General features: G+C 67.7%; 20 protein-coding genes. 17 read left to right on the top strand and 3 right to left on the bottom strand.

Annotated features, from left to right (window positions below):
* Positions 1 to 35: 35 nt before the first annotated feature.
* Complete coding sequence (locus U858_RS0117785; RefSeq protein WP_025138501.1) at positions 36 to 1,574, bottom strand: hypothetical protein; 1,539 nt, start codon at positions 1,572 to 1,574, stop codon at positions 36 to 38.
* Between the two features lie 242 nt (positions 1,575 to 1,816).
* The gene (locus U858_RS0117780) at positions 1,817 to 2,380 is read right to left on the bottom strand and encodes a hypothetical protein (RefSeq protein WP_025138500.1); all 564 of its coding nucleotides are present in this window, start codon (positions 2,378 to 2,380) and stop codon (positions 1,817 to 1,819) included.
* Positions 2,381 to 2,695: 315 nt separating this feature from the next.
* On the opposite strand from U858_RS0117780, the gene U858_RS0117775 reads away from it, so the two are divergent.
* The gene (locus U858_RS0117775; protein ID WP_025138499.1) at positions 2,696 to 3,532 is read left to right on the top strand and encodes a DUF4189 domain-containing protein; all 837 of its coding nucleotides are present in this window, start codon (positions 2,696 to 2,698) and stop codon (positions 3,530 to 3,532) included.
* 63 nt (positions 3,533 to 3,595) lie between these two features.
* On the opposite strand, the gene U858_RS0117770 is transcribed toward U858_RS0117775, so the two are convergent.
* A complete protein-coding gene (locus U858_RS0117770) occupies positions 3,596 to 4,522 on the bottom strand; it encodes a LysR family transcriptional regulator (RefSeq protein ID WP_025138498.1) in 927 nt (308 codons plus the stop codon).
* Between the two features lie 92 nt (positions 4,523 to 4,614).
* On the opposite strand from U858_RS0117770, the gene pcp reads away from it, so the two are divergent.
* The 16 genes from pcp (at position 4,615) to U858_RS0117690 (ending at position 20,872) form a co-directional block, all read left to right on the top strand.
* Positions 4,615 to 5,262 (top strand): pyroglutamyl-peptidase I, encoded by a 648-nt coding sequence (gene pcp, locus U858_RS0117765; protein WP_025138497.1) that lies wholly within the window; start codon positions 4,615 to 4,617, stop codon positions 5,260 to 5,262.
* A 14-nt stretch (positions 5,263 to 5,276) separates the two neighbouring features.
* Complete coding sequence (locus U858_RS0117760; RefSeq protein WP_025138496.1) at positions 5,277 to 6,164, top strand: alpha/beta fold hydrolase; 888 nt, start codon at positions 5,277 to 5,279, stop codon at positions 6,162 to 6,164.
* Positions 6,165 to 6,286: 122 nt separating this feature from the next.
* Positions 6,287 to 7,309: a tripartite tricarboxylate transporter substrate binding protein gene (locus U858_RS0117755; RefSeq protein ID WP_025138495.1), complete on the top strand. Its 1,023-nt coding sequence runs from the start codon at positions 6,287 to 6,289 to the stop codon at positions 7,307 to 7,309.
* Positions 7,310 to 7,458: 149 nt separating this feature from the next.
* Positions 7,459 to 8,298, top strand: coding sequence for a transporter substrate-binding domain-containing protein (locus U858_RS0117750; protein WP_025138494.1), 840 nt, complete (start codon positions 7,459 to 7,461; stop codon positions 8,296 to 8,298).
* Between the two features lie 35 nt (positions 8,299 to 8,333).
* A complete protein-coding gene (locus U858_RS0117745) occupies positions 8,334 to 9,197 on the top strand; it encodes a transporter substrate-binding domain-containing protein (RefSeq protein ID WP_025138493.1) in 864 nt (287 codons plus the stop codon).
* Between the two features lie 78 nt (positions 9,198 to 9,275).
* Positions 9,276 to 10,523 (top strand): aminotransferase class I/II-fold pyridoxal phosphate-dependent enzyme, encoded by a 1,248-nt coding sequence (locus tag U858_RS0117740; protein ID WP_025138492.1) that lies wholly within the window; start codon positions 9,276 to 9,278, stop codon positions 10,521 to 10,523.
* On the top strand, positions 10,520 to 11,257 hold the full coding sequence (locus U858_RS0117735; RefSeq protein WP_025138491.1) for an amino acid ABC transporter permease: 738 nt from the start codon (positions 10,520 to 10,522) through the stop codon (positions 11,255 to 11,257). The genes U858_RS0117740 and U858_RS0117735 overlap by 4 nt, the downstream gene beginning before the upstream one ends.
* Positions 11,247 to 12,068 carry an amino acid ABC transporter permease gene (locus U858_RS0117730; protein ID WP_025138490.1) on the top strand — a complete coding sequence of 274 codons (822 nt, stop codon included), beginning with the start codon at positions 11,247 to 11,249 and terminating at the stop codon, positions 12,066 to 12,068. The genes U858_RS0117735 and U858_RS0117730 overlap by 11 nt, the downstream gene beginning before the upstream one ends.
* Positions 12,055 to 12,906: an amino acid ABC transporter ATP-binding protein gene (locus tag U858_RS0117725; RefSeq protein ID WP_025138489.1), complete on the top strand. Its 852-nt coding sequence runs from the start codon at positions 12,055 to 12,057 to the stop codon at positions 12,904 to 12,906. The genes U858_RS0117730 and U858_RS0117725 overlap by 14 nt, the downstream gene beginning before the upstream one ends.
* Positions 12,907 to 12,935: 29 nt before the next feature.
* Positions 12,936 to 13,562: a cysteine dioxygenase family protein gene (locus U858_RS0117720; RefSeq protein WP_025138488.1), complete on the top strand. Its 627-nt coding sequence runs from the start codon at positions 12,936 to 12,938 to the stop codon at positions 13,560 to 13,562.
* Entirely contained in the window at positions 13,559 to 14,767 is a 1,209-nt protein-coding gene (gene metC / locus U858_RS0117715) for a cystathionine beta-lyase (RefSeq protein WP_029954012.1), read from the top strand. The genes U858_RS0117720 and metC overlap by 4 nt, the downstream gene beginning before the upstream one ends.
* A 122-nt stretch (positions 14,768 to 14,889) precedes the next feature.
* Positions 14,890 to 15,237, top strand: coding sequence for a VOC family protein (locus U858_RS0117710; RefSeq protein WP_025138486.1), 348 nt, complete (start codon positions 14,890 to 14,892; stop codon positions 15,235 to 15,237).
* 55 nt (positions 15,238 to 15,292) lie between these two features.
* Complete coding sequence (locus U858_RS0117705; protein WP_025138485.1) at positions 15,293 to 16,222, top strand: CysB family HTH-type transcriptional regulator; 930 nt, start codon at positions 15,293 to 15,295, stop codon at positions 16,220 to 16,222.
* A gap of 113 nt (positions 16,223 to 16,335) precedes the next feature.
* Positions 16,336 to 18,549, top strand: a complete 2,214-nt coding sequence (locus U858_RS0117700) for a rhodanese-like domain-containing protein (protein WP_025138484.1) — start codon at positions 16,336 to 16,338, stop codon at positions 18,547 to 18,549.
* Positions 18,550 to 18,639: 90 nt separating this feature from the next.
* Entirely contained in the window at positions 18,640 to 19,569 is a 930-nt protein-coding gene (locus U858_RS0117695; protein ID WP_198529736.1) for a sulfurtransferase, read from the top strand.
* Positions 19,570 to 19,624: 55 nt separating this feature from the next.
* Entirely contained in the window at positions 19,625 to 20,872 is a 1,248-nt protein-coding gene (locus U858_RS0117690) for a YeeE/YedE family protein (RefSeq protein ID WP_025138482.1), read from the top strand.
* Positions 20,873 to 21,542: the final 670 nt, after the last annotated feature.

The raw sequence follows: 21,542 nt of genomic DNA, 5'->3' as shown, positions 1-21,542 counted from the left end.
TCGGGGCGCCTTTGCCGTTGCGCGGGAAGCGGGGATTAACCGCGGGCGCGGGCCACGGCCTGGGCCAGGTCTTCCTGCTTGCGGATCAAGGCGGCTTCGACCTGGTCGCGCGGGGTCGTGGTGTCCTTGAGCGGAGCATCCAGGTCCGCGGCGCGCAGCAGCTCCATCAGGTCGCGCGAGCGGGTCTGGGTGGACGGAATCGCGCTTTGGTCGACCAGCTTGCCCTTGACGAACTTGGAGACCGTGGTGGACAGCGTGCTGGTCTCGGTGAACGAGGCCTTGGCCAGTTTGCCGTCTTCGTAGCCGATGTCGGTCTGGTTCTCGTAGTTGTCGCGGATCTGGTAGAAAGCGTAGTTCTGCGAATCCGGGTCCGAGGTCAGGTTCAACTTCTGGTCCAGTGACAGCGCGCGATGGAAGCTGGCGCTCAGCGACGACTGCTGCTGTTGCGTGATGGCCAGGTCGAACTGCGGGCGGCCGCTGCTGCGGGTGTTCTGCGAGGTCTGGTACGAGAACGTGTCCAGTTCGCGCGGCTGAGCCGGATTGGACGCGACCAGCGCCTGGTTGACCGAGGCGGAGAAGTCGGCCAGGCCGGACAGCATGGTGCGGTGGACTTCAGCCGGTGGGCCCAGGCGGTTGGTGGCGCCCTGGGGCGACCAGGCGCCATAGCTGCGGTGCAGGTCCGAGAAGCCTTGCTTGAAGTACGACATCAACGCGGCATCGCCTTCGCCGCGCTTCTGGGCGCTGTCGAATTTGGTGAGGTAGCTGTCGATGGCCGCGGATTGCTGCTGGGCGCTGCCGAACTGGGCGGGCTGGCTGACGTCCACGTTGATCTGGGCGGAACCGGCCAGGGTCTTGACGGTCAGCGCGCGCTGGCCTGCGTCGGCCTGAAACTTGAAGCTGACCTGGTCCGGGCCTTCGACGCCGACGGTGGCTTCCAGCGACACCGACGACAGGACGTTGGTATCGATCTTGGACAACGCGCCGAGAGCCAGCTTGGGCGGCACCGACGCCAGGCCGTCAACGGCGTCCTGGAACGATTTGGACAAGCCGGCGATGGCATTGCGCTCGGCCTCGGTGAGCTTGGCGTCGCCCACGTCGATCTGCACGGCCAGGCCCTTTGCATTGCTGTCGAGCGTAATGTTGACCTTGGCGCCGCTGGCGGTGGTGATGCGCAGGGCCACCGAGTTATCCGCCTGGGCTTGGGCCTGGGGGCCATCCACGCCGTCCACGGCCGCGGCCGAGCGAGTCGCGGGGACCGATTGCGAGAAGTTGCCGCCCTCGGTCTGGAAGCGCGACAGCAGCGCGGCGGCCAGGCCCTTGAACTGACCGGTCAGGGACGACGAGCGGACGTTGTCCGACATCAGCGACGACAGGGCGTCGGGTTCCTGCACCGGGTTGGCGGAAAGCGTGTTGGGCGAATAGGTCAGCACGCCGGTCGATTGCTGTCCCAGCGTGACCGAAGTGGACGCGGGCGGCTCGGAGCTGCGGTTGACGTTGGTAACGCGGGACACGCCGCTCGCCGGCGCTTGCGGCGCGATGACGAGCGGGGGCAGTGAAGAGGAAATCGTAGTCATGTCTGCGGTAATCCAGGCGGGCAACAGCTGCCCAGTGATCGTGCCGGGGATATTCAGAATGACTAACGGCAGGCGCGGCGGAAAATTAATGGGCCGCGCGATTGATTATTTACCACCCCCGCGATTATCTTTGGCGGGGAAATAATGTCGACAAAAAGATTGCTTTCCAGAAACTGAATACCGCGGACGCAAGCGCATGAATTACGCCGGTTCCGCGGTTATTGCCGGGCATGCCTGCGCGCTCATTTCACGACATAATTGCGCGCTTCGTTTTCGCCGGCCCATTTGCGCAGCGCCGCAATGAATTCCGGGCAGACGTTGCCATCGACGGTGGAACCGACAATGACGCTGTCTTTCATGCGCATCAGCACCTTGCATTCATAGACGCGCGAGCGGTTCTGCATATAGCCGGTGCTGCTTTGCTGGAAAACCGGCGTGGCGGCCGTGGTGTTGCTGGCGGGAATCATGCCCACCACCTGCTGGCTGGTGCCGGTGACCACCCATTCCTGGTAGGGCGCGGTCTGGTAGTCGGACCATTCCAATTCCATCGTGTTGCCGACGGCGCGTTTTTTGGACGGTTCACCCAGGGCGGCGATGGCGTCGTTGATCGAACGGCCTTCCATGTTGCGAGCCACGTTGACGCTGGGCGAGAACGACAGGCCTTCGCTGAAGACCTTGCCCAGCGACGGCAGGGACGAACTGCCCCCGGTGGGCATCGGGGCGCAGCCGGCCAGGCTGGCGGCGGCGATCAGGCCAGCGGCAAAGCGAAGCGGCCGGCGGGGAAAGGCATTCAGGGGCGACGTCATGGTGTGCGGGCGATGCTCCGTTGCGGTCGGACGGGCGCGGCGGTTGGCCGGAGCCAGGGCGCGCAATGTGTTTGTTTCTCTTCGTGACAAGCCAGCGCGCGGCCGTCAGCGCTGTAAAGCCGGGAGGATGGCCGCAGGCTGACTGCCTGCTTAAGAAAAGTCCGCCATTTTTACCGGAAATCGGGGTCAGCTTCTTTCAGATTGCTGTGAAATTTGTTACTCAATATGCCTGGGGGCGGTTTGCAAGGGGGACGGAAGGCGTAACCCGCTTGTTAAGATCGTGGCCGCCAAATCCACTCGATCCGGATAACGACGATGATGCTTGCCCGATTTGTTCCGATGATTCGCTCGGCCATTGCCGCGCTTGCGTTGATGGCGGGGGTATTTGCCCCGGCCGCGCATGCAGACACGCTGTATGGCGGCATCGCCACGGATGGCAAGCACGCCAAGATCTACTGGGCGCTGCCCGAAGACACGGGCAAGGAAGCGGAAGCGGCCGGGGTGGCCGAATGCCGCCGTGCCGGTGGCAAAGACTGCAAGTCGCTGAGCTGGTTCTCGGACAGCTGCATGGTGTATGCGCGCAACCTCACGTCGAACGACCTGTTTCCCGGCAACAGCGTGTCGCCCGAACTGGCGGCCAAGAAGGCGATGCGCCGCTGCACGGCCGGCAGCCCGGACGGCAAGTGCCGCCTGGCCACGATGCCGCTGTGCGTGGGCCCGGGCTACAGCACGCAAGACCTGCAAGCCCCCAAGACCGCCACGCCCGCCCAGCTCGAAGCGCTGTCGGCCAAGCTGAACGACCGCGAGTACTGGGGCGCGATTGCCGAATCGAACAGCGGCGGCCTGTCGTATGCCGATGGCTATCCCAACGAAAAGGACGCCATCAGCAAGCTGCTGGAGTGGGAAGACTGCGAGGGTTGCACCAAGGTGCTGACCTACACGGATACCTGCGTGGGCCTGGCCTGGGCCAAGGGCAGCAAGGGCCGCGGCACCGGCTTCACGGCGCAGAACCCCGATCCCAAGGCGGCGCGCAATGCGGCCCGCGACGTCTGCAGCAGCAAGACCGGCGCGCCGAACTGCGTGGCGATGGTGCGTTGCTCGGGCCGGGCATACATCGACGGGTATGCGGGCTTCGAGGAAAAGCCCAATTGAGGCGCTGACCGCACAAGCGTAGCCGGACAGATGAAGCCGGATCCAGGAAACTGGGTCCGGATTTTATTCGTTCAGCCGTGCGGCCGCCTGCCGAACCACCCCCTGCAACCACCCCAGTGCTGCATCCCCCGGCGCGCGCCGGCTGCATACCATGTCGATGTTGAACGGGCCCGGGTCCACCTCGGGCGGCAACGGCCGCAGGGTCAGGCCGTCGCCTGCCAGCCGCTGGGCGGCGCGCCGCGCCAGCGTGGCGATCAGGTCGGTGCCCTGCACGGCGTGGGGCAGGGCGACGATGTGGGCAAAGGTGCAGGCCACCCGGCGGCGGTGGCCCAGCCGGGCCAGGCTGGCGTCGACCACGCCGCGGGCCGAGCCGTCGTCGCTGGGCGTGAAGAGCGCGTGGGGCAGGGCCAGGTAACGCGCCAGGTCCAGCTTGCAGCTGCGCAAGGCGGGGTGGCGCCTGTCGGCGATGCAGACGAAATCTTCCGTGTAGAGCGTTTCCTGCAGCATGCGCTTGGGCGGCGCCAGATGGCCGCCGATGGCGAGATCCACCGTGCCGTTGTCCAGCTGTTCGTAGAGGGCGGCGCGGTCCAGCCGCGCCACGCGCAGGTCGATGCCCGGCGCTTCGTGCCGCAGGGCGGCGACGATGTGGGGAACGATGACGACGTCGGCGTAGTCGCTGGCGGCCAGGGTGAAGCGCCGCCCGGATGCCGTGCGCGGCTCGAAGCCCGCGCCCTGCGCCAGGGCGGCGCGGATGTGATCCAGCGCGGCCGTCACCGCGGGCATCAGCGCCGTGGCCTTGGGCGTGGGCTGCATGCCGTCGGCGGTGCGCAGGAACAGTTCGTCCTGGAACAGCAGGCGCAGGCGCCCCAGCGCGCTGCTGACCGACGGCTGCGCACGGTTGATGCGCTGGCCGGCCAGCGTGACGTTGCGGGTGTCGTAGAGGGCTTCGAAGGCGACCAGCAGGTTCAGGTCGACGGCAGATAGATTCATACAATCAATAGTACGAATATCAATTATCGATTTCAACAATTCTATCCGCGCGCCTACGATGGCCGTCAGAACTCAGACGCAAGGATGCGGCAATGCCCACTGTATTGATTACCGGAATCGAACCCTTTGACGGCGAAACGCTGAACCCCTCGTGGGAGGCCGTGCGGCGGCTGGACGGCGCTCAGGTGGCCGGCGCCACGCTGGTGGCGCGGCAGCTGCCGTGCGTGATCGGCAAAGTGGTGGGCGTGCTGCGCCAGGCCATTGCCGAGACCCGGCCGGACGTGGTCATCTGCCTGGGCCAGGCCGGCGGCCGCAGCGACGTGTCGATCGAACGCGTGGCGATCAACGTGGTGGACGCGCGCATTCCCGACAACGAAGGGCGCCAGCCGATCGACGAGCCGGTGGTCGAAGGCGGCCCGGCGGCGTATTTCTCGACCTTGCCCATCAAGGCCATCGTGCGCGACCTGCGGGCCGCGGGCGTGCCGGCGTCGGTGTCGTCGACGGCGGGCACCTACAACTGCAACACGATTTTCTACGGCCTGGCGCACTATATCGCCACCGAGCAACCGGCGCTGCGCGGCGGCTTCGTGCACGTGCCTTATTTGCCGGAAATGGCGGCGCACCATCCCGGCCAGCCCAGCCTGGCGCTGGACACGCTGATCGAAGCGGTCAAGATCATGGCGGCGACGACGCTGGCGGTAACGGCCGACATCAAGGCCGGCGGCGGCGCGCTGCATTGAGCGAGGTGACAGAGATGGATACGTTCAATGACGCCGATGTGTTCGCGCTGGATGGCGTGCCGTTTCGGCATCGCCGCGTGCGGGTGGACGGCCTGGGCTACCACGTGGTGGAAGGCGGGGCGGGGCCGGCGCTGATCCTGCTGGCGGGCTTTCCGCAGAGCTGGTACGCCTGGCGCCGCGTGATGCCGCTGCTGGCGCCGCATTTCCGTCTGTACGCGGTGGACCTGCCGGGCCAGGGCGATTCGGACAAGCCGCTGGACGGCTACGACACCCACACGGCGGGCGAGCGCCTGCGGGCCTTGTTCCATACGCTGGGCCTGACGCGCTATGCGCTGGCCGGCCACGACATCGGCGCGTGGATCGCCTACCCGTACGCGGCGCGCCATGCGCACGAGGTCGAGCGTCTGGTGTTGCTGGACGCGAACATTCCGGGCGTGACGCTCAAGCCAGCCATCGAGCTGGGGCCGGACAACTGGAAGAGCTGGCACTTTCTGTTCAACACGGTGCCCGACCTGCCCGAAGCGCTCTTGGCCGGGCGCGAGCGGGTGCTGATCGAATGGTTCTTCAGCCGCAAGACGGCGAACAAGCCGGGCGTGTTCAGCCGCGAGGACATCGACGAATACGAACGCGTGTACCAGACGCTGGGCGGCCTGCGCGGCATGCTGGGCTATTACCGCGCGGCGCACCAGGACGCCATCCAGAACCGGGCGCTGCGCGAGACGCCGCTGACGCTGCCGGTGCTGGCGCTGGGCGGCGACCAGGGCAGCGCGCCCGACCTGTACCAGGCCTTGCAGCCGCTGGCGCGCAACCTGCAAGGCGGGGTGCTGGCGGACTGCGGCCACTATCTGCCCGAAGAGCAGCCGCGCGAGCTGGCGCGACGCATGCTGGCGTTTCTGGCGTAGGGCATCCACCGCGCGCCGCACCCGCCGCAACGGCGCGGTATTTCCACATTGCCTATCGGTATTTGGTGGCCGCCTGGCGCGCCCCTATCCTGGTTTTCACCAAGAAATCCAGGAGTCTTTCGATGGGCAGTCAACGTAGATCCGTTCTCAAGGCCGCGCTGGGCCTGGCGGCAGGCGTGGTCGTGGGCGCGGGGCTATTGAGCAACATGACGGGCGCGGCGCCCGCGGTCGGTGACGACGCCAACCGTTATCCGACCCGGCCGGTCAAGCTGATCGTGCCGATTGCCGCGGGCGGCAGCGCCGACAAGCTGGCGCGCACCGTGGCGCAGAAGCTCAGCGAGAAGTGGGGCCAAAGCGTGGTGGTCGAGAACCAGCCGGGCGCCAGCAGCGCGATCGGCAATGCGGCCGTGGCCCACGCACGCGGCGACGGCTACACGCTGCTGCTGGGGGGCGACGCCCTGTCGCTGAATGCGCTGCAGCCCGGCAAGCAGCACTACGACCCCGTGCGTGATCTGCAAGGCGTGACCAAAGCCGTCATCAACCCGCAACTGCTGGTTGTTCGGCCAGGGCTGGGCGTTGCGACCTTCAAGGAATTCGTGGCGCTGGTGCGCCAGCGGCCCGGCGAGATTTCGCTGGCGTTGCCCGGTGGCAACGGCAGCCTGCAACACCTGGCGGTGGAACTGCTGAACGAACGCATCGGCGCCAGGACCAACCAGATTCCCTATCCGGGGGGCGGCCCGGCCATGCTGGACGTGCTGGGCGGGCACGTGGATGCGATGCTGATCACGCTGGCCGCCGCCACCGAGAACGTGCGGTCGGGCAAGCTGGTGGCGCTGGCGGTCACCACGCCGTACCGGTCCAAGGCGTTGCCAGAGGTGCCGACCATCCAGGAATCGGGCCTGGCGGATTACGCGGTGGAAAGCTGGCAGGGTTTCGTGGTGCCGGCGTCCACGCCCAAGCCGCTGGTCGATCGCATTCATCGCGATGTGGTGGCGGTGCTGCGTGAGCCGGAGACGGCCGCCTTGCTGGAAAACCTGGGGTTTTCGATTGCGGCGAGCACGCCCGAGGCGGTCGACCAGACGGTGCGCGACGATATCGCGACCTACCGCCGCGTGATCGCGACGGCCGACGTCAAGCTCGACTGAGCGAGGGGCGGGCGCGAAGTTCGGCAGCACGCTCCGGGGCACGCCCCGGGCGCGCCAGCGGTTTCATATCCATATCTGAAAGTCTTCTTTGTGTTGAGCGCCGCGGCCACGCAGCATAGAACTCCGTTCAATGCATACGGCACGACAACATGAAAACTCGCAATACCCCCGGCCTGTTCCTGCGCACGGCCGTCGCCCTGGCCCTGGCGGCCGGCGCCACCGCCGCCCACGCGGATGCCACGCTGGACAAGATCAAGGAACGCGGCACCGTCACCATCGGCGTGCTGGCCAATGGCGGCGTGTTCGGCTCGATCGACCCGAAGACGCAGGAACTGGTGGGCTGGAACCCGGACCTGGCGCGCGAACTGGCCAAGGGCCTGGGTGTGAAGGCCGAACTGGTGCAGGTGCAGACCGCCACCCGCACGCAGTTCCTGATCTCGGGCAAGGTCGACCTGCTGATCGCGTCGATGGAACTGAACCCCGAACGCGCCGAGATCCTGGGCTACGCGCCCACGCCGTTCTTCCGGGTGGGCGGCGCGGCCGCCACGCGTCGCGACAGCGGCATCACCAAGTGGGAAGACCTGCGCGGCAAACCCGTCTGCGTGTCGCAGGGCAGCAGCTTCGCGCGTCCCTTGCAGGCCGACTACGGCGCGGTGGTCAAGGGCTACAAGAGCTCGTCGGACTCGCTGCTGGCGCTGCGCGGCGGCCAGTGCGTGGCGGCGGTGCACGATTCGACGCTGATCCACCCCTTGTTGCGCAGCAACCCCGAATGGGCGGCCTACCACGCGCCCATCGGTAGCGAGGTGTTGCCGGCGAACTCGGTGGTCTGGACCCGCAAGGGCGAGGCCGACACCATCGCCGCGGTCGACAAGGTGATCCAGGGCTGGCACCGCACGGGCTGGCTGATCGCCACCGAAAAGCGCCTGGACATCGAGCCGGCGCAGCCGCTGCTGCAAGAACTGCATGACAAGTACAAGCAGGGCAGCTGAGCCCGGTGAATGGCAAGCACGTGTTGGATAAGACGATGACCAAGCAAGCAATGAAGTGGGCCGCCGCCTTGGCGCTGGCGGCCCTGGCGACGACGGCGGCGCATGCCGACGCGACGCTGGATCGCGTCAAGCAGCGCGGCAAACTGGTGGTGGGCGTGGACGGCGCCAGCCCGCCGTTCGGCGTACTGGACCCGGCCACCGGAAAAGTCGGGGGCTTTCAGACCGAACTGGGCCGCGACATCGCCCAGCGCCTGGGCGTGGCGCTGGAAACGGTGCCCGTGACCGCGGCAACCCGGGTGCAGTTCCTGCAAGCGGGCAAGGTGGACCTGCTGATCGCCAACATCCAGTGGACCCAGGAACGCAGCGAGATCCTGAGCTATGCGCCCACGCCCTACAACCTGGTGGGCGGCGCGGCGATGGTGTCCAAGCGCAGCGGCATCAAGCGCTGGGAAGACCTGAAGGGCAAGGTGGCCTGCGTGTCGCAAGGCAGCAATTTCGCCAAGCCGCTGCAGGATACCTACGGCGCGGTGGTGAAGGGCCTGCGCAACATTCCGGAATCGCTCCTGGCCCTCAAGGGCGGCAGCTGCGATGCGTCGGTGCACATCCAGCCGGCGCTATACGAGACGCTGCACGGCCCCAATGGCAAGGAATGGGACGGCTTCGAGTTGGCCACGTCCGACCAGCTGATTCCGTCGCCGACGGTGATCTGGACGCGCCGCAACGAAGCGGACACGCGCGCCTTCGTCGACGGCGTGATCCGCGATTGGCATAAGTCGGGCTTGCTGGTGCGAGAGGCCGAGAAATTCGGCGTGCCCGCCGACTACCTGAAACAGGCCCAGGCCGACGCCCAGGCCGGCAAGTTCGACAGCGCGCCGCCCGAGGCGCAGGCCAAGCCATGACGGCGCACGCCCCATTGCTGGCCGCGCTGCGTGCGTGCTAGACCCCCTGAACCTGATGAATCCCGCAAAGGTCCTGTCATGACTGAACCCCTGTTTCCCGGCGTGTTCTCGCGCCGTGCCCGCGGCGTGGAGCTGTCGCCTATCGCGGCTGCCGGCGCACGCGCCGCGCGGCTGGCGGCCGAGGGCCGCTCGATTGTCGTGCTGACGTCGGGCGAGCCTGATTTCGATACGCCCCAGGCCATCAAGGACGCCGCCGCGGCGGCGCTGGCCCAGGGCCAGACCAAATACACGCCCACCGCCGGCACCGCGGCGCTGCGCCGCGCGGTGGCCGACGACTACCGCCAGCGCCACGGCGTGGACGTGCAGGCCGGCAACGTCATCATTTCCAATGGCGGCAAGCAGGTGATCTACCTGGCCCTGGCTGCCACGCTGGACGAAGGCGACGAAGTGGTCGTGCCGACGCCGTACTGGCCGACCTTCCTGGATTCGGTGCGGGTCAACGGCGGCACGCCGGTGCTGGCGCCCACCGCCCAGGCCGATGGCTTCAAGCTCACCCCCGACGGCCTGCGCCAGGCGCTGACGCCGCGCACCAAGTGGCTGATCCTGAATTCGCCCGGCAATCCGTCGGGCGCCGTCTATAGCCGCGACGAGCTGGCGGCGCTGGCCGCCGTGCTGCGCGAACATCCGTCGGTGCTGGTGCTGTGGGACGAGATGTACGAGGAAATCTGGTTTGGCGAGCCGCCGACGCATCTGTTGCGCGCGGCGCCCGACCTGGCCGGCCGCACGCTGGCGGTCAACGGCGTGTCCAAGGCCTACGCCATGACCGGCTGGCGCATTGGCTGGGGCGTGGGCCCGGCGGCGCTGATCGGCGTGCTGGAAGCGGTGCAGTCGCAGGTGTCGTCCGGCCCCAGTTCGCTGGGCCAGGCCGCGGCGCTGGCCGCCTTGCAGGGCGTGGCGGACGATTTCGTCGAGACCGCGCGGCAAGCCTATGCGCGCCGCGCCCGCGTGGTGGTGGACGGCCTGGGCGCCGTGCCGGGGCTGCGCGTGGCCGCGCCACAAGGCTCGTTCTTTGCGTGGATCGGCGTGGCCGGGCTGATCGGCCTGGCGCGGCCGGATGGCCACGTCATCGCCGATGACGGCGATGTAGTCGACTGGCTGCTCGACGCCGAAGGCGTGGCGGTGGTGCGCGGCGCGGCCTATGGCCTGTCGCCGTATCTGCGGCTGTCGTTCGCGGCGTCGGATGCCAAGCTGCAGGAAGCGGTGGTGCGCATCGGCCGCGCGGTCGCGGCGCTGCGGCCGGCCAAGGCGCTGGAGGCCGCTGCATGATCGAACAGGTGCTGCAGGCCTGGGTGCATTTCTTCAAGCCCCTGGGCCTGAACTACAGCTTCGTGCTGGACCCCGGCGAACTGGCCGCGTTCGGCCATGGCCTGCTGGTGACGGTGCAGCTGTGCCTCTGGACCATTCCCGTCAGCCTCGCGTTCGGCGTGCTGATCGCCGCCGGGCTGACCAGTGGCCGGGGCTGGCTCGCGCGGCCCTTGCAGGCGTTTGTGGAACTGACCCGCAACACGCCCACGCTGGTGCAGCTGTACTGCGCCTTCCTGGTGCTGAACATGCTGATCACGCAGAAGCTGGGCGGCGGCAGTCCGATCACGCCGTTCATGTGGGTGGTGATCGTGGTGGCGCTGCACAAGGGCGTATTCCACGCCGAGGCCCTGCGCGCGGGGATCGAGGCCGTGCCGTCCGTGACGCTGGAGGCCGCGCGGTCGCTGGCGTTCTCGCGGCGTCAGATCCTGGCGCAGGTGCAGCTGCCGCTGGCGCTGCGCTTTGCCTTGCCGGCGCTGGTCAACAACCTGGTCGACCTGGTGAAGATGACCGCGATTGCATCGGCCATCGCGGTGGGCGATGTGACGTACGAGTCGATCATGATCTGGTCGCACCGCGACAACGTGCTGGAACTGCTGCTCTTGATCCTGCTGTATTTCGGCCTCTTGACCTGGCTGGTGAGCGTGGGCGGACGCTGGCTGGAAACCCGTTTGAGGATGCCCGGCTATGGCCAATGATCTGGCATTGAATGCGCAGGCGTCCCGCCGCGCGGGCGGTTTCGGGCCGGGCGCGCTGCTGCGCGATCCGTGGTTCGTGCTGCTCCTGGCGCTGGTTGCGCTGGGCGCCGGATGGGCGCTGACGGACACCACGCCCGCGGCGGTGCGCTTTTTGTGGCAATGGTCGCCGGCGCTGCTGCGCGGGCTGGGCATGAACGTGCAGATCAGCGTGCTGGCGATGGCGCTGGGTACCGCGCTGGGCCTGGTGATCGGCGCGCTGTCCTTGTCGCCGTCGGTGCTGCTGCGGCGCCTGACGCGGGTCTATGTGCTGGCGTTTCGCAACGCGCCGATCCTGGTGCTGGTGTATTTCACGACCTACGTGTTTCCGTTCGAGCTGAACCTGGGACGCTGGAACCTGCCGTTTCCCGATTGGATCAAGGTGGTGATCGGGCTGGGCCTGCCGGCCAGCGCCAATGTGGCCGAGATCTTTCGCGGCGCGATCCAGTCGATTCCCGAGGCGCAATGGGAAGCGGCGCAGTCGCTGGCGTTTCGCCGCACCCAGGTGCTGCGCATGATCGTGCTGCCCCAGTGCGTGCGGCGCATGCTGCCGTCGTGGATGAACCTGTACGCCAGCATCACCATGAGCACCTCGCTGGCCTCGCTGGTGGGGGTGCACGACCTGGTCGACACGGCCACGGTGGCCAGCAACACCGTGGCGCGCAGCGACTTCACCGTGCTGGTCTATTTCACGCTATTGGCGCTGTTTTTCGCCTATTGCTATCCCATCTCGCGCTGGACGCGCTATCTGGAGCGACGCTATGCGCACCACTGACACCGGCGCGCGCGCCGCCGCCGACACCCCGCTGGTCCGCCTGCGGGACGTGCACCTGGCCTTTGGCCAGACCGAGGTGCTGAAGGGCATCGACGTCGAGGTGCGGGCGGGCAACGCCGTTTCCATCATCGGCCCGTCGGGCTCGGGCAAGTCCACCATCCTGCGCTGCATCACCGGCCTGCTGCGCCCGCAACGCGGTGAAATCGAGGTGGGCGGCGTCCGGGTGGACGCCCTGAAATCCGAAGGTGAACTGATCGCGCTGCGCAAGCGGGTCGGCTTCGTGTTCCAGCAATACAACCTGTTCCCGCATCTGAGCGTGCTGGAAAACCTGGTGATCTCGCCCATCAAGGTCAATGGCCAGCCGCGCGCCCAGGCGCAGGCGCTGGCGCGCGAACTGCTGGCCAAGGTGCGCATGGACCACAAGGAAAACGCCTATCCCGGCGAACTGTCGGGCGGCCAGCAGCAGCGCGTGGCGATCGCCCGGGCGCTGGCGCTGCGCCCCGAGCTGATCCTGTTCGACGAGGTGACCTCGGCGCTGGACCCGGAAATGGTCGGCGAGGTGCTGACCGTGATCCGCGACCTGGTCAACGACGGCCTGACCTGCGTGCTGGTGACGCACGAAATGCGCTTTGCGCAGGAAGTCAGCGACACCGTGTACTTCACCGAGGCCGGCCGCATCGTGGAATACGGCCCGCCGGCCCGCATCTTCAGCCATCCCGACAGCGAACGCACCCGCGCGTTCCTGCAGCGCACGTCGGCCGAGCCGCCCGCACGGCGCGGGCAGCCAGACCCGATCGACGCCTACCTGACCTTTGATCCGCTGCGTCTTGCAGTGTGACCTTTTTTCCGACCTTCCGGAGAACCGCCATGACCACCGAGACTTCCGTTTCCCAAGAACGCCGCCGCCAGGTACAGGATGCCCTGGTCGACATCCGCGGCCTGCTGGCCGCCGCGCCGCTGACCCGTGACCTGCTGGCCCGCGTGACCGAACGCCTGGAACAGCTGGCCGAGCAGCGGGCGCTGTTTCCCGCGACCGACTTTCCGCCGCCCGCGCCGGGGCAGGGCGTGGGCGCGTCCACCCGCTATCGCTTGAACCCGGACGACGGCGCGGGCGAACCGGCGCTTTACCTGAATTCGATCAACCCCGGCAAGACCACCTTGCCGCATAACCATACGACCTGGGCGGCCATCGTGGCGCTGTCGGGACAGGAGCTGAACCGCGTCTATCGCCGCAGCGACGATGGCTCGCAGGCCGGCCGCGCCACGCTGGAACAGGTGCGTGAAGTGGTGGTGCAGCCGGGCCAGCCGGTGTCGTTCCTGCCGGACGACATCCACAGCATCCACGTGACCGGCGACGAGCCGACGCTGCACTTTCACCTGTATGGCCAGCCGCTGGAAACCCTGTCGGGCCGCATCGGCATCGACCTGGCCACCGGCGAGATCGTGAACTACAACGCTACCCAGATGAAGCCCGGCCAGGAGCAGCGCGCATGAGCGGCCTGGACCAAGCCCACGTGCAGACCCGCCTGGTGCACGCCGGCAGCCCCGACCTGAACGGCGGCGCGGGGCCGGTGAACGTGCCGGTGGTGCGCACCAGCACCGTGCGTTTTGCCGACACCGCCACGCATGCGGCGCTGAACAGCCAGCGCGCGGCCGGCGAGCGTGTCGCCACCTATGGCCGCCATGGCCTGGATACGCACCAGGCCCTGGAGGCCGCGGTGGCGTCGCTGGAAGGCGGCTATCGCAGCATCCTGGCGCCGTCGGGCCTGTCGGCCATCGTGCTGGTGCTGCTGGCGACGCTGGCGCCGGGCGAACACGCACTGGTGTCGGACAGCGTCTATTCCCCGCTGCGGCGGGTCGACAAGGCGCTGCTGCAGCGCTATGGCATCGAGGTGCAGTATTTCTCGCCGGGCCGCGACGATCTTGACGCGCTGATTCGTCCCACCACGCGCCTCCTGTACCTGGAATCGCCCAGTTCGCTGCTGTACGAGGTGCTGGACCTGCCGGCCCTGGCCGCCACCGCGCGTCGCCATGGCGTGCTGGTGGCCACCGACAACACCTGGAGCGGCGGCCTGTACTACCAGCCGCTGGCGCTGGGCGCGCACATCTCCATCCAGGCGGCCACCAAGTATCTGGCCGGCCATTCGGACGTGATGATGGGCGTGGTGACGGTCGACAGCGCTGAACTCGCGCAGCGCATCGGCGCCACCTACGACGCGCTGGGCCTGGCCGTGGGCGCGGACGATGCCTACCTGACGCTACGCGGCATCCGCACGCTGGACGTGCGCCTGGCGCGCCATCACCAGAACGCGCTGAGCGTGGCCGAATACCTGTCGCGCCATGCCGACGTGGCGCGGGTGTTCTACCCGGCGCTGCCGGGCGACCCCGGCCACGCGTTGTGGCAGCGCGATTTCAGCGGCGCCAGCGGCCTGGTGTCGTTTGCATTCCCGGCAGGGCAGCCGGGCGCGGCGGCGCGCTTCATCGATGCGCTGCGCTACTTCTCGATCGGCGCCTCGTGGGGCGGCTACGAAAGCCTGGCACTGCAAGCCGCGCCCGAGCGCCTGGCCGAGCATAGCTTCTGGGAAGGGTCGGGCGAAGTGGTGCGCCTGCACATCGGCCTGGAGCATCCGCTGGACCTGGTGGGCGACCTGGACCGGGCCTTTGGCGTGGTGCGCGAGAGCCTGCGCCGCAGCGCCTGACGCATATGCAAATGACTCCGTGTCTTAAGGGTTTCTGATTATGTAGAAGCAATTACAACCTCTTTGTCCGGTTGTACCCCCGGGTACTAGAATTTGCCTTGTTCCACGGTTGGCGGCAGGGCATGTCTACTATTTCATCCATCGGTTCGGTACAGCTTTCCTTTGTGGCGCGGCGGCTGGACGCGGTACGCGAGTTCTACCGCGGCGCCATCGGGCTGGACGAAGTGCCCGCCCCGGGCGGCCAGCTGCTGTTCGCCCTGGGCGATGCGACCCTGTCGCTGTCGCCGGTGGCCGAGGTCAGCCGCGAGGTCAAGCCCGACTACCTGGCCATCAAGACCCGCGCCTACGACGACATCCTGCTGCGCCTGCGCGACGCGGGCTATCACCCCGTCTGTTCGCTGCCTGACGCCGGCCAGCGCGTCATGTACGTCAAAGACCCCTCCGGCAACCAACTGGCCTTTCTCGGCTAGGGCCGGGCAAGGCGTTTTCCGGTTCAATCCGGTACCTTCAGGCCCCAGCGAATCCATGAACTTCCAGCAATTGCGTTCCGTGCGCGAAACGGTGCGCCGTGATTTCAATCTGACCGACGTGTCGGAAAGCCTGCATACCTCGCAGCCCGGCGTCAGCCGCCAGATCCGCGAACTGGAAGAAGAAGTGGGCGTGGACATCTTCGTGCGTTCGGGCAAGCGCCTGATCGGCCTGACCCCGCCCGGCGAACTGATCCTGCCGCTGGTCGAGCAGATCCTGCAGTGCGCCGACAACATCCGCCACGCAGGCGCCGAATACGCCGACAGCCGCACGGGCGTGCTGTCGATTGCCGCCACGCATTCGCAAGCCCGTTATGCCTTGCCGCCGGTCATCAAGGAATTTCGCCAGCGCTACCCGGAGGTGGTGCTGCACCTGCACCAGGGCTCGCCCAAGCAGGTCTCGGAAATGCTGCTGGAAGGCGAGGCCGACATCGGCGTGGCGACCGAGGCGGTGGCCGATTATCCGGGCCTGCTGAACCTGCCGTGCTACCGCTGGAGCCACAGCATCATCGTGCCCAAGGGCCATCCGCTCAGCGCGCACGAGGGCGGCATCAGCCTGTCGCAGCTGTCGCGTTACCCCATCATCACCTATGGGCGCGGCTACACGGGGCGGGCGCACATCGACGAAGCCTTTGCGCGCGCCGGCATCACCCCGGACATCGTCATGACCGCGATGGACGCGGACGTGATCAAGACCTACGTCGAATTGGAACTGGGCGTGGGCATCGTGGCCGCCGTGGCCTGGGACGCCGAGCGCGATACGCGCCTGTGCGCCATCGACGCGCGCCACCTGTTCGAGATCAACCTGACCCGGCTGGCGATCCGCCGCGGCGCCTGGCTGCGCGGCTACGCGTTCCATTTCATCGAGATGTTCGTGCCGACGCTGACGCGCGCGGTGGTGGACCAGGCGCTCAAGGGCGAGGACTGAACGGCAAGGCCGTGCATCGGCCGCATATCCATAGACGCATTTCTACGTTGTCCGCGCCGGGGCGCGGACGTAGGCTGGTCCGGTTCTTCAACCTAGGAATTCCGGGCCATCCCATGAGCACTTCTTTGCACGCGGCCGCTGCCGCCACCTCGACTTCCCAAGACAGCGCGCGCGCCCAGGCCGTGCGCGACTTCATCGCCCAGGTCAAGGCCGTGGCGCCGGACCCGCGCCAGGCCACCCTCGACCAATTGGCCCGCGTGGCCACGTTGCTCGAAGCCCTGGGCCGCCGCCGCGAACTGTTTCCCGCCGACGCCTTTGCCGTGGTGCCGGGCCGCCCCACGTCGATCTACCGGCTGGCCGAAGACGTGGACGGCGGCTATGCGCTGTACCTGTCGCTGGGCGAAGCGGGCAAGGCCCAGCCGCCGCACGACCACACCACCTGGGCCATCATTGCCGGCGTATCCGGCAACGAACGCAACGAGGTCTATGCCCGCAGCGCCGGCACCGAGCGGGGCCGTGACGTGCTGACCCACGTGCGCCGCGTAGACGTGGGCCCCGGCAATTCCATCGTGCTGGGCCCGAACGACGTGCACACCATCGAACTGGTCGACGACGCGCCCGGCGCACACCTGCATTTCTACGGCCTGGCGCTGGACCGCCTGCACGGCCGCGTGGTGTTCGAGAGCACCACGGGCGGCGCGTACCGCACGTTTTCGCCGCCGGCCGCCATCTACCACGCACGCCTGTCGGCGGCGGGCCTGCAGGCCGAGCTGCGCGGCGAGGCCGAAATCGCGGTGCTGGACGTGCGCGAGGCCGGCCGCTACGCCCGCCGCCACCTGCTGTACGCCGTGCCCGCGCCGCTGTGGCGCCTGGAAGTGCTGGCCGACCGCCTGGTGCCGCGCCGCGACACCCGCATCGTGCTGGTCGACGACGACGAAACCCTGGCGCACCAGGCCGCCGCCAAGCTGACGCGGCTGGGCTGGACCGACATCTCGGTGCTGGCCGGCGGCACCGACGCCTGGGAACAAGAAGGGCGCGAACTGTTCTCGGGCACCAACGTGCCCAGCAAGGCGTTCGGCGAAATCATCGAACACGAGAAGCACACCCCGTGGATCGACGTCGATGAACTGCACGAGCGCGTGGCCCGCGGCGACGACATCGTGGTGGTCGACAGCCGCACGCCCGAGGAATTCCACAACTTCACGCTGCCGTTCTCGCACAGCCTGCCGGGCGCCGAGCTGGTGTATCGCATCCGCGAACTGGCGCCGGACCCCAAGACCTTCGTGGTGGTGAACTGTGCCGGCCGCACGCGCAGCATCGTCGGCGCCCAGACGCTGATCGACGCCGGCATTCCCAACCGCGTGGCCTCGCTGCGCAACGGCACCATGGAATGGCTGCTGTCCGGCCGCGAACTGGCCTATGGCCGCCAGGCGGCGTTGCCGGAACCGTCGGCCGACAGCATCGCCGCCGCCCGCGAGCAGGCCCGCGACGTGGCGCAGCGCGCCGGCATCGGCTACATCGACGCGGCCACGCTGCAAGCCTTCGAGGCCGAGCAGGCGTCGCGCACGCTGTACAAGTTCGACGTGCGCACGCGCGAAGAATATGAAACGGGCCACTTGCCGGGCTGGCGCTGGGCGCCCGGCGGCCAGCTGGTGCAGGCCACCGACGAATACCTGGCCACGCGCCGTGCGCGCGTGGTGCTGGTGGACTGGGACGGCGTGCGGGCGCAGACCACCGGCGCCTGGCTGGCGCAACTGGGCGCAGTCGAAGTCTATCTGTATCAGCCGCCGGCCCTGGCTGCCTTGGAACGCGGCGCGGAACCGCGCCGCGTGCTGCGCCACCGGCCCGACGCGCCGGCCCTGCGCGCCCAGGCGCTGCAAGCCGCGCTCGATGCGGGCGAGGTGGACGTCTTCGACGTCGAATCGCGCCTGGCCTACGAACGCGGCCACGTGCCCGGCGCCCGCTACGCCGCACCCGACCGCCTGCACGAATTCCTGCCGACCGACACGCAGCGCGCCATCGTGCTGACGTCGCCCGACGGCGTGCTGGCCAGCGTGGTCGCGGCCGACCTGGCCTGGCGCACCGGCCGGCCGGTGCGTTACCTGCTGGGCGGCACCCGCGCCTGGCAGGCCCAGGGCCTGGCGCTGGGCAAGGGCGCCGACGGCGTGCTGACTGGCGACGACGACCAAAGCATCAGCCCGTACCTGTTCGACGACCTGTCGGCCCGCGATCAGGGCTTTCGCGACTACCTGGACTGGGAACTGGGCCTGGTGGCGCAACTGGAACGCGACGGCAGCGCAGACATCCGGCTGATCGCATCCCAGTAATCAGGTTATGCCTACAAAGTTGTTCCTGACTGTAAGCTGAACACATATTCTCCGGATTCCCAGGCCTGTTCGCGCCTGCTTCCGGAGAACATGATGTCCCTATCCAAACTGCTGGCGGGCGCCTTCGCCGCGCTGGCCAGCCTGCTGGCGTTTCCCGCCACGGCGCAGCACGCCAAGTTCCTGGTCACCACCGAGTGGCTGGAAAAGAACCTGAACGACCCCAAGGTGCGCGTGGTCGAAGTCAGCGTCAACCCCGGCCTGTTCGAACGCGGCCACATCCCCGGCGCCAGCAACGTGAACTGGCACACCGACCTGGTCGACACCGTCAACCGCGACATCGCGCCGCCCAAGCAATTCCAGGGGCTGCTGGAACGCACCGGCATCAACACCGACACCACCACCGTGCTGTACGGCGACAACAACAACTGGTTCGCCGCCTGGGGCGCCTGGATCTTCGACATCTACGGTATCGACAACGTGAAGATCCTGGACGGCGGCCGCAAGAAGTGGGAAGCCGAAGGCCGCCCGCGCTCGACCAGCGCCAAGACCCACGCCGCCGGCAACGTCCGCATCAAGGACGCCAACCCCGCGCTGCGCGCCCACCTGCAGGACGTGCTGGCCGTGGCCCGCAAGGACAAGCAGGGCGTGTTGGTGGACATCCGCTCGGCCGACGAATACAACGGCAAGATCTTCGCGCCCAACGGCGTGCCCGAACTGGCGGTACGCGCCGGCCACGTGCCCGGCGCGGTCAACGTGACCTGGAGCAAGCTGGTCGCCGAAGACGGCACCTTCAAGTCCGCCGACGAGCTGCGCGCCATCTACCAGGCCGTGGGGGTGGATGGCACGAAGCCCATCATCACCTACTGCCGCATCGGCGAACGCTCCAGCCATTCCTGGTTCGCGCTGCGCAAGCTGCTGGGTTACGACGTACGCAACTACGACGGCTCGTGGACGGAATACGGCAACAGCGTCGGCTCGCCGATCAGCAATCCGTCCGGCACGGTATGGGGCAAGACGTAAGGTGAGCGTTCCGGGATACTCCGCGCCGCCGGAGACGGCGGCGCAGCATGATGCCGTGCCGTCGGCCCATGCGGCCCTGCGCTACACGGCCGCCGCCACGCTGTTGGCGGCGGTGTTTCTTGCCGCCTGGCACCTCGCACCGCTGCCCGATGGCGGCCGCAACCTGTCCTTGTCGCTTCTGCTGGGCGCAGCGTTCGGCATCGTCCTGCAACGCTCGCGCTTCTGCTTTTACTGCATCGCCCGCGACGCCATCGAACGCCGCGACCCACGCGGCGCCTACGCGGTACTGATCGCGCTGGCGGTCGGCACGCTGGGCTACCACGCCGTATTCGGCGCGTTCCTGCCGGTGCCAGGCCCCGAGCGTCTGCCGCCCGGCGCTCACATCGGTCCGATCAACCTGGCGCTGGTCGCCGGCGCCTTCACATTTGGCATCGGCATGCGAATCTCGGGCTCGTGCATCAGCGCCCATTTCTATCGCCTGGGCGAGGGCGCACTGGCATCACCATTCGCGCTGCTGGGCGCAGCCGTGGGCTTCATGCTGGGTTTCGCGACCTGGAACACGCTGTACCTGGCGATGATCCAGGAAGCGCCGGTCATCTGGCTGCCCCGCCATCTGGGATACGGCGGCACGGCGCTGTTGCAGTGCGCGGCGCTGGCACTGTTGGCGTTGGCGCTGAGCAGGCTGGGCCGCGCAGGGCAGGTGACGACGGCACGGATTCCACCGACGTCTAACGACTCCGTGTCGCTGTCGGTGGACGCCCAATCCGGCAATGTGGCCTTGCCCCAAAGCGGCACCGTGCCACTCTGGCGCACCGTGCTGGAAGACCGCTGGTCGCCCGCCATCGGCGGCCTGCTGGTGGCCTTCATCGGCGTGATCGCCTACCTGCGCATCGCCCCGTTGGGCGTGACAGCGGAACTTGGCAGTGTGGCTCGCACCACAGCATCCGCCGCTGGTTGGCTGCCTTCCCGGCTCGAAGGCCTGGATACCTTCGCCGGTTGCGCCACGGCAGTCAAACAAGCCCTGCTATCGAACAACGGCGCATTCGTATTGGCGCTGATCATCGGTGCATGGGCATCCGCGTTGGCGGCAGGCGCATTTCGGCCGAAGTTGCCTGGTTGGCGAGAGGTGGCGCGTAACTTCACGGGTGGCGTCTTGATGGGGTGGGGCGGGATGACAGCATTGGGTTGCACGGTCGGGACGTTGCTGTCGGGGGTGATGGCGGGTGCGTTGTCAGGTTGGATCTTCGGTGTGGCGTGCTTGGCGGGCATCTGGGTGGCGTTGAAGTTGCGGCCTACTCGGTGATGGCTTGTCGCTGGTTATCGTGAATCGTGGCGTTATCTCTTCGTAGGTCGCCCCTGGCGGTGGTGGCTTGCTGAGTGGGCGCCCACGATTGCGGTCCGGAGCCTTCGCTCCGGACGTCCCCTTCGTCATCTTCGTCCGGACCTTCGGTCCCTCCTTCAGATTCCCTCGGGCGCATCGAGGTTGCCCACTCAGCAAGCCACCACCGCCAGGGGCTACGTGCGTCTTGGTTTGTCGCACTGCTAGACCTGTGGTCAGGGCATGGAATCTACAGGGCCGCCAAGCCGCGGCCGCGCGGGCGGCCACGTTTGGCATTGCGGCGGTGGAAAGTGTGGCAGGGACGCTGCGCGCTTGTGGAGAAGAGAGAAAGACGAGTCGCGGCGTTTGCTCGCCACCACCATTGGCAAGAGCGTTGTCTTGGTCAGCGCGCAGCGTCATCGTGACGACGCCCAACCACCGCGTAAGTCAGGCGGGGCCGCCCGCGCGGCCCCAACTGACGGGCCCCGCCAGTCTGGCCGCATTAGGCCACCGCAGCAGCGCTTCAAACCGCCGATATGTAGCTCGGGGCGCAGGGCGTGTGTGGGGCGGGCAACCTCGATGCGCCCGAGGGAATCTGAAGGGAGCCGAAGGCGGACGAAGATGACGAAGGGGCAGTCCGGAGCGAAGGCTCCGG

The sequence above is a fragment of the Achromobacter sp. DH1f genome, assembly GCF_000633435.1.
Lineage (GTDB): Bacteria > Pseudomonadota > Gammaproteobacteria > Burkholderiales > Burkholderiaceae_B > Achromobacter > Achromobacter deleyi.
Note: the sequence above shows the minus strand (reverse complement) of the source record. Positions and strands in the feature narration are given on the sequence as shown.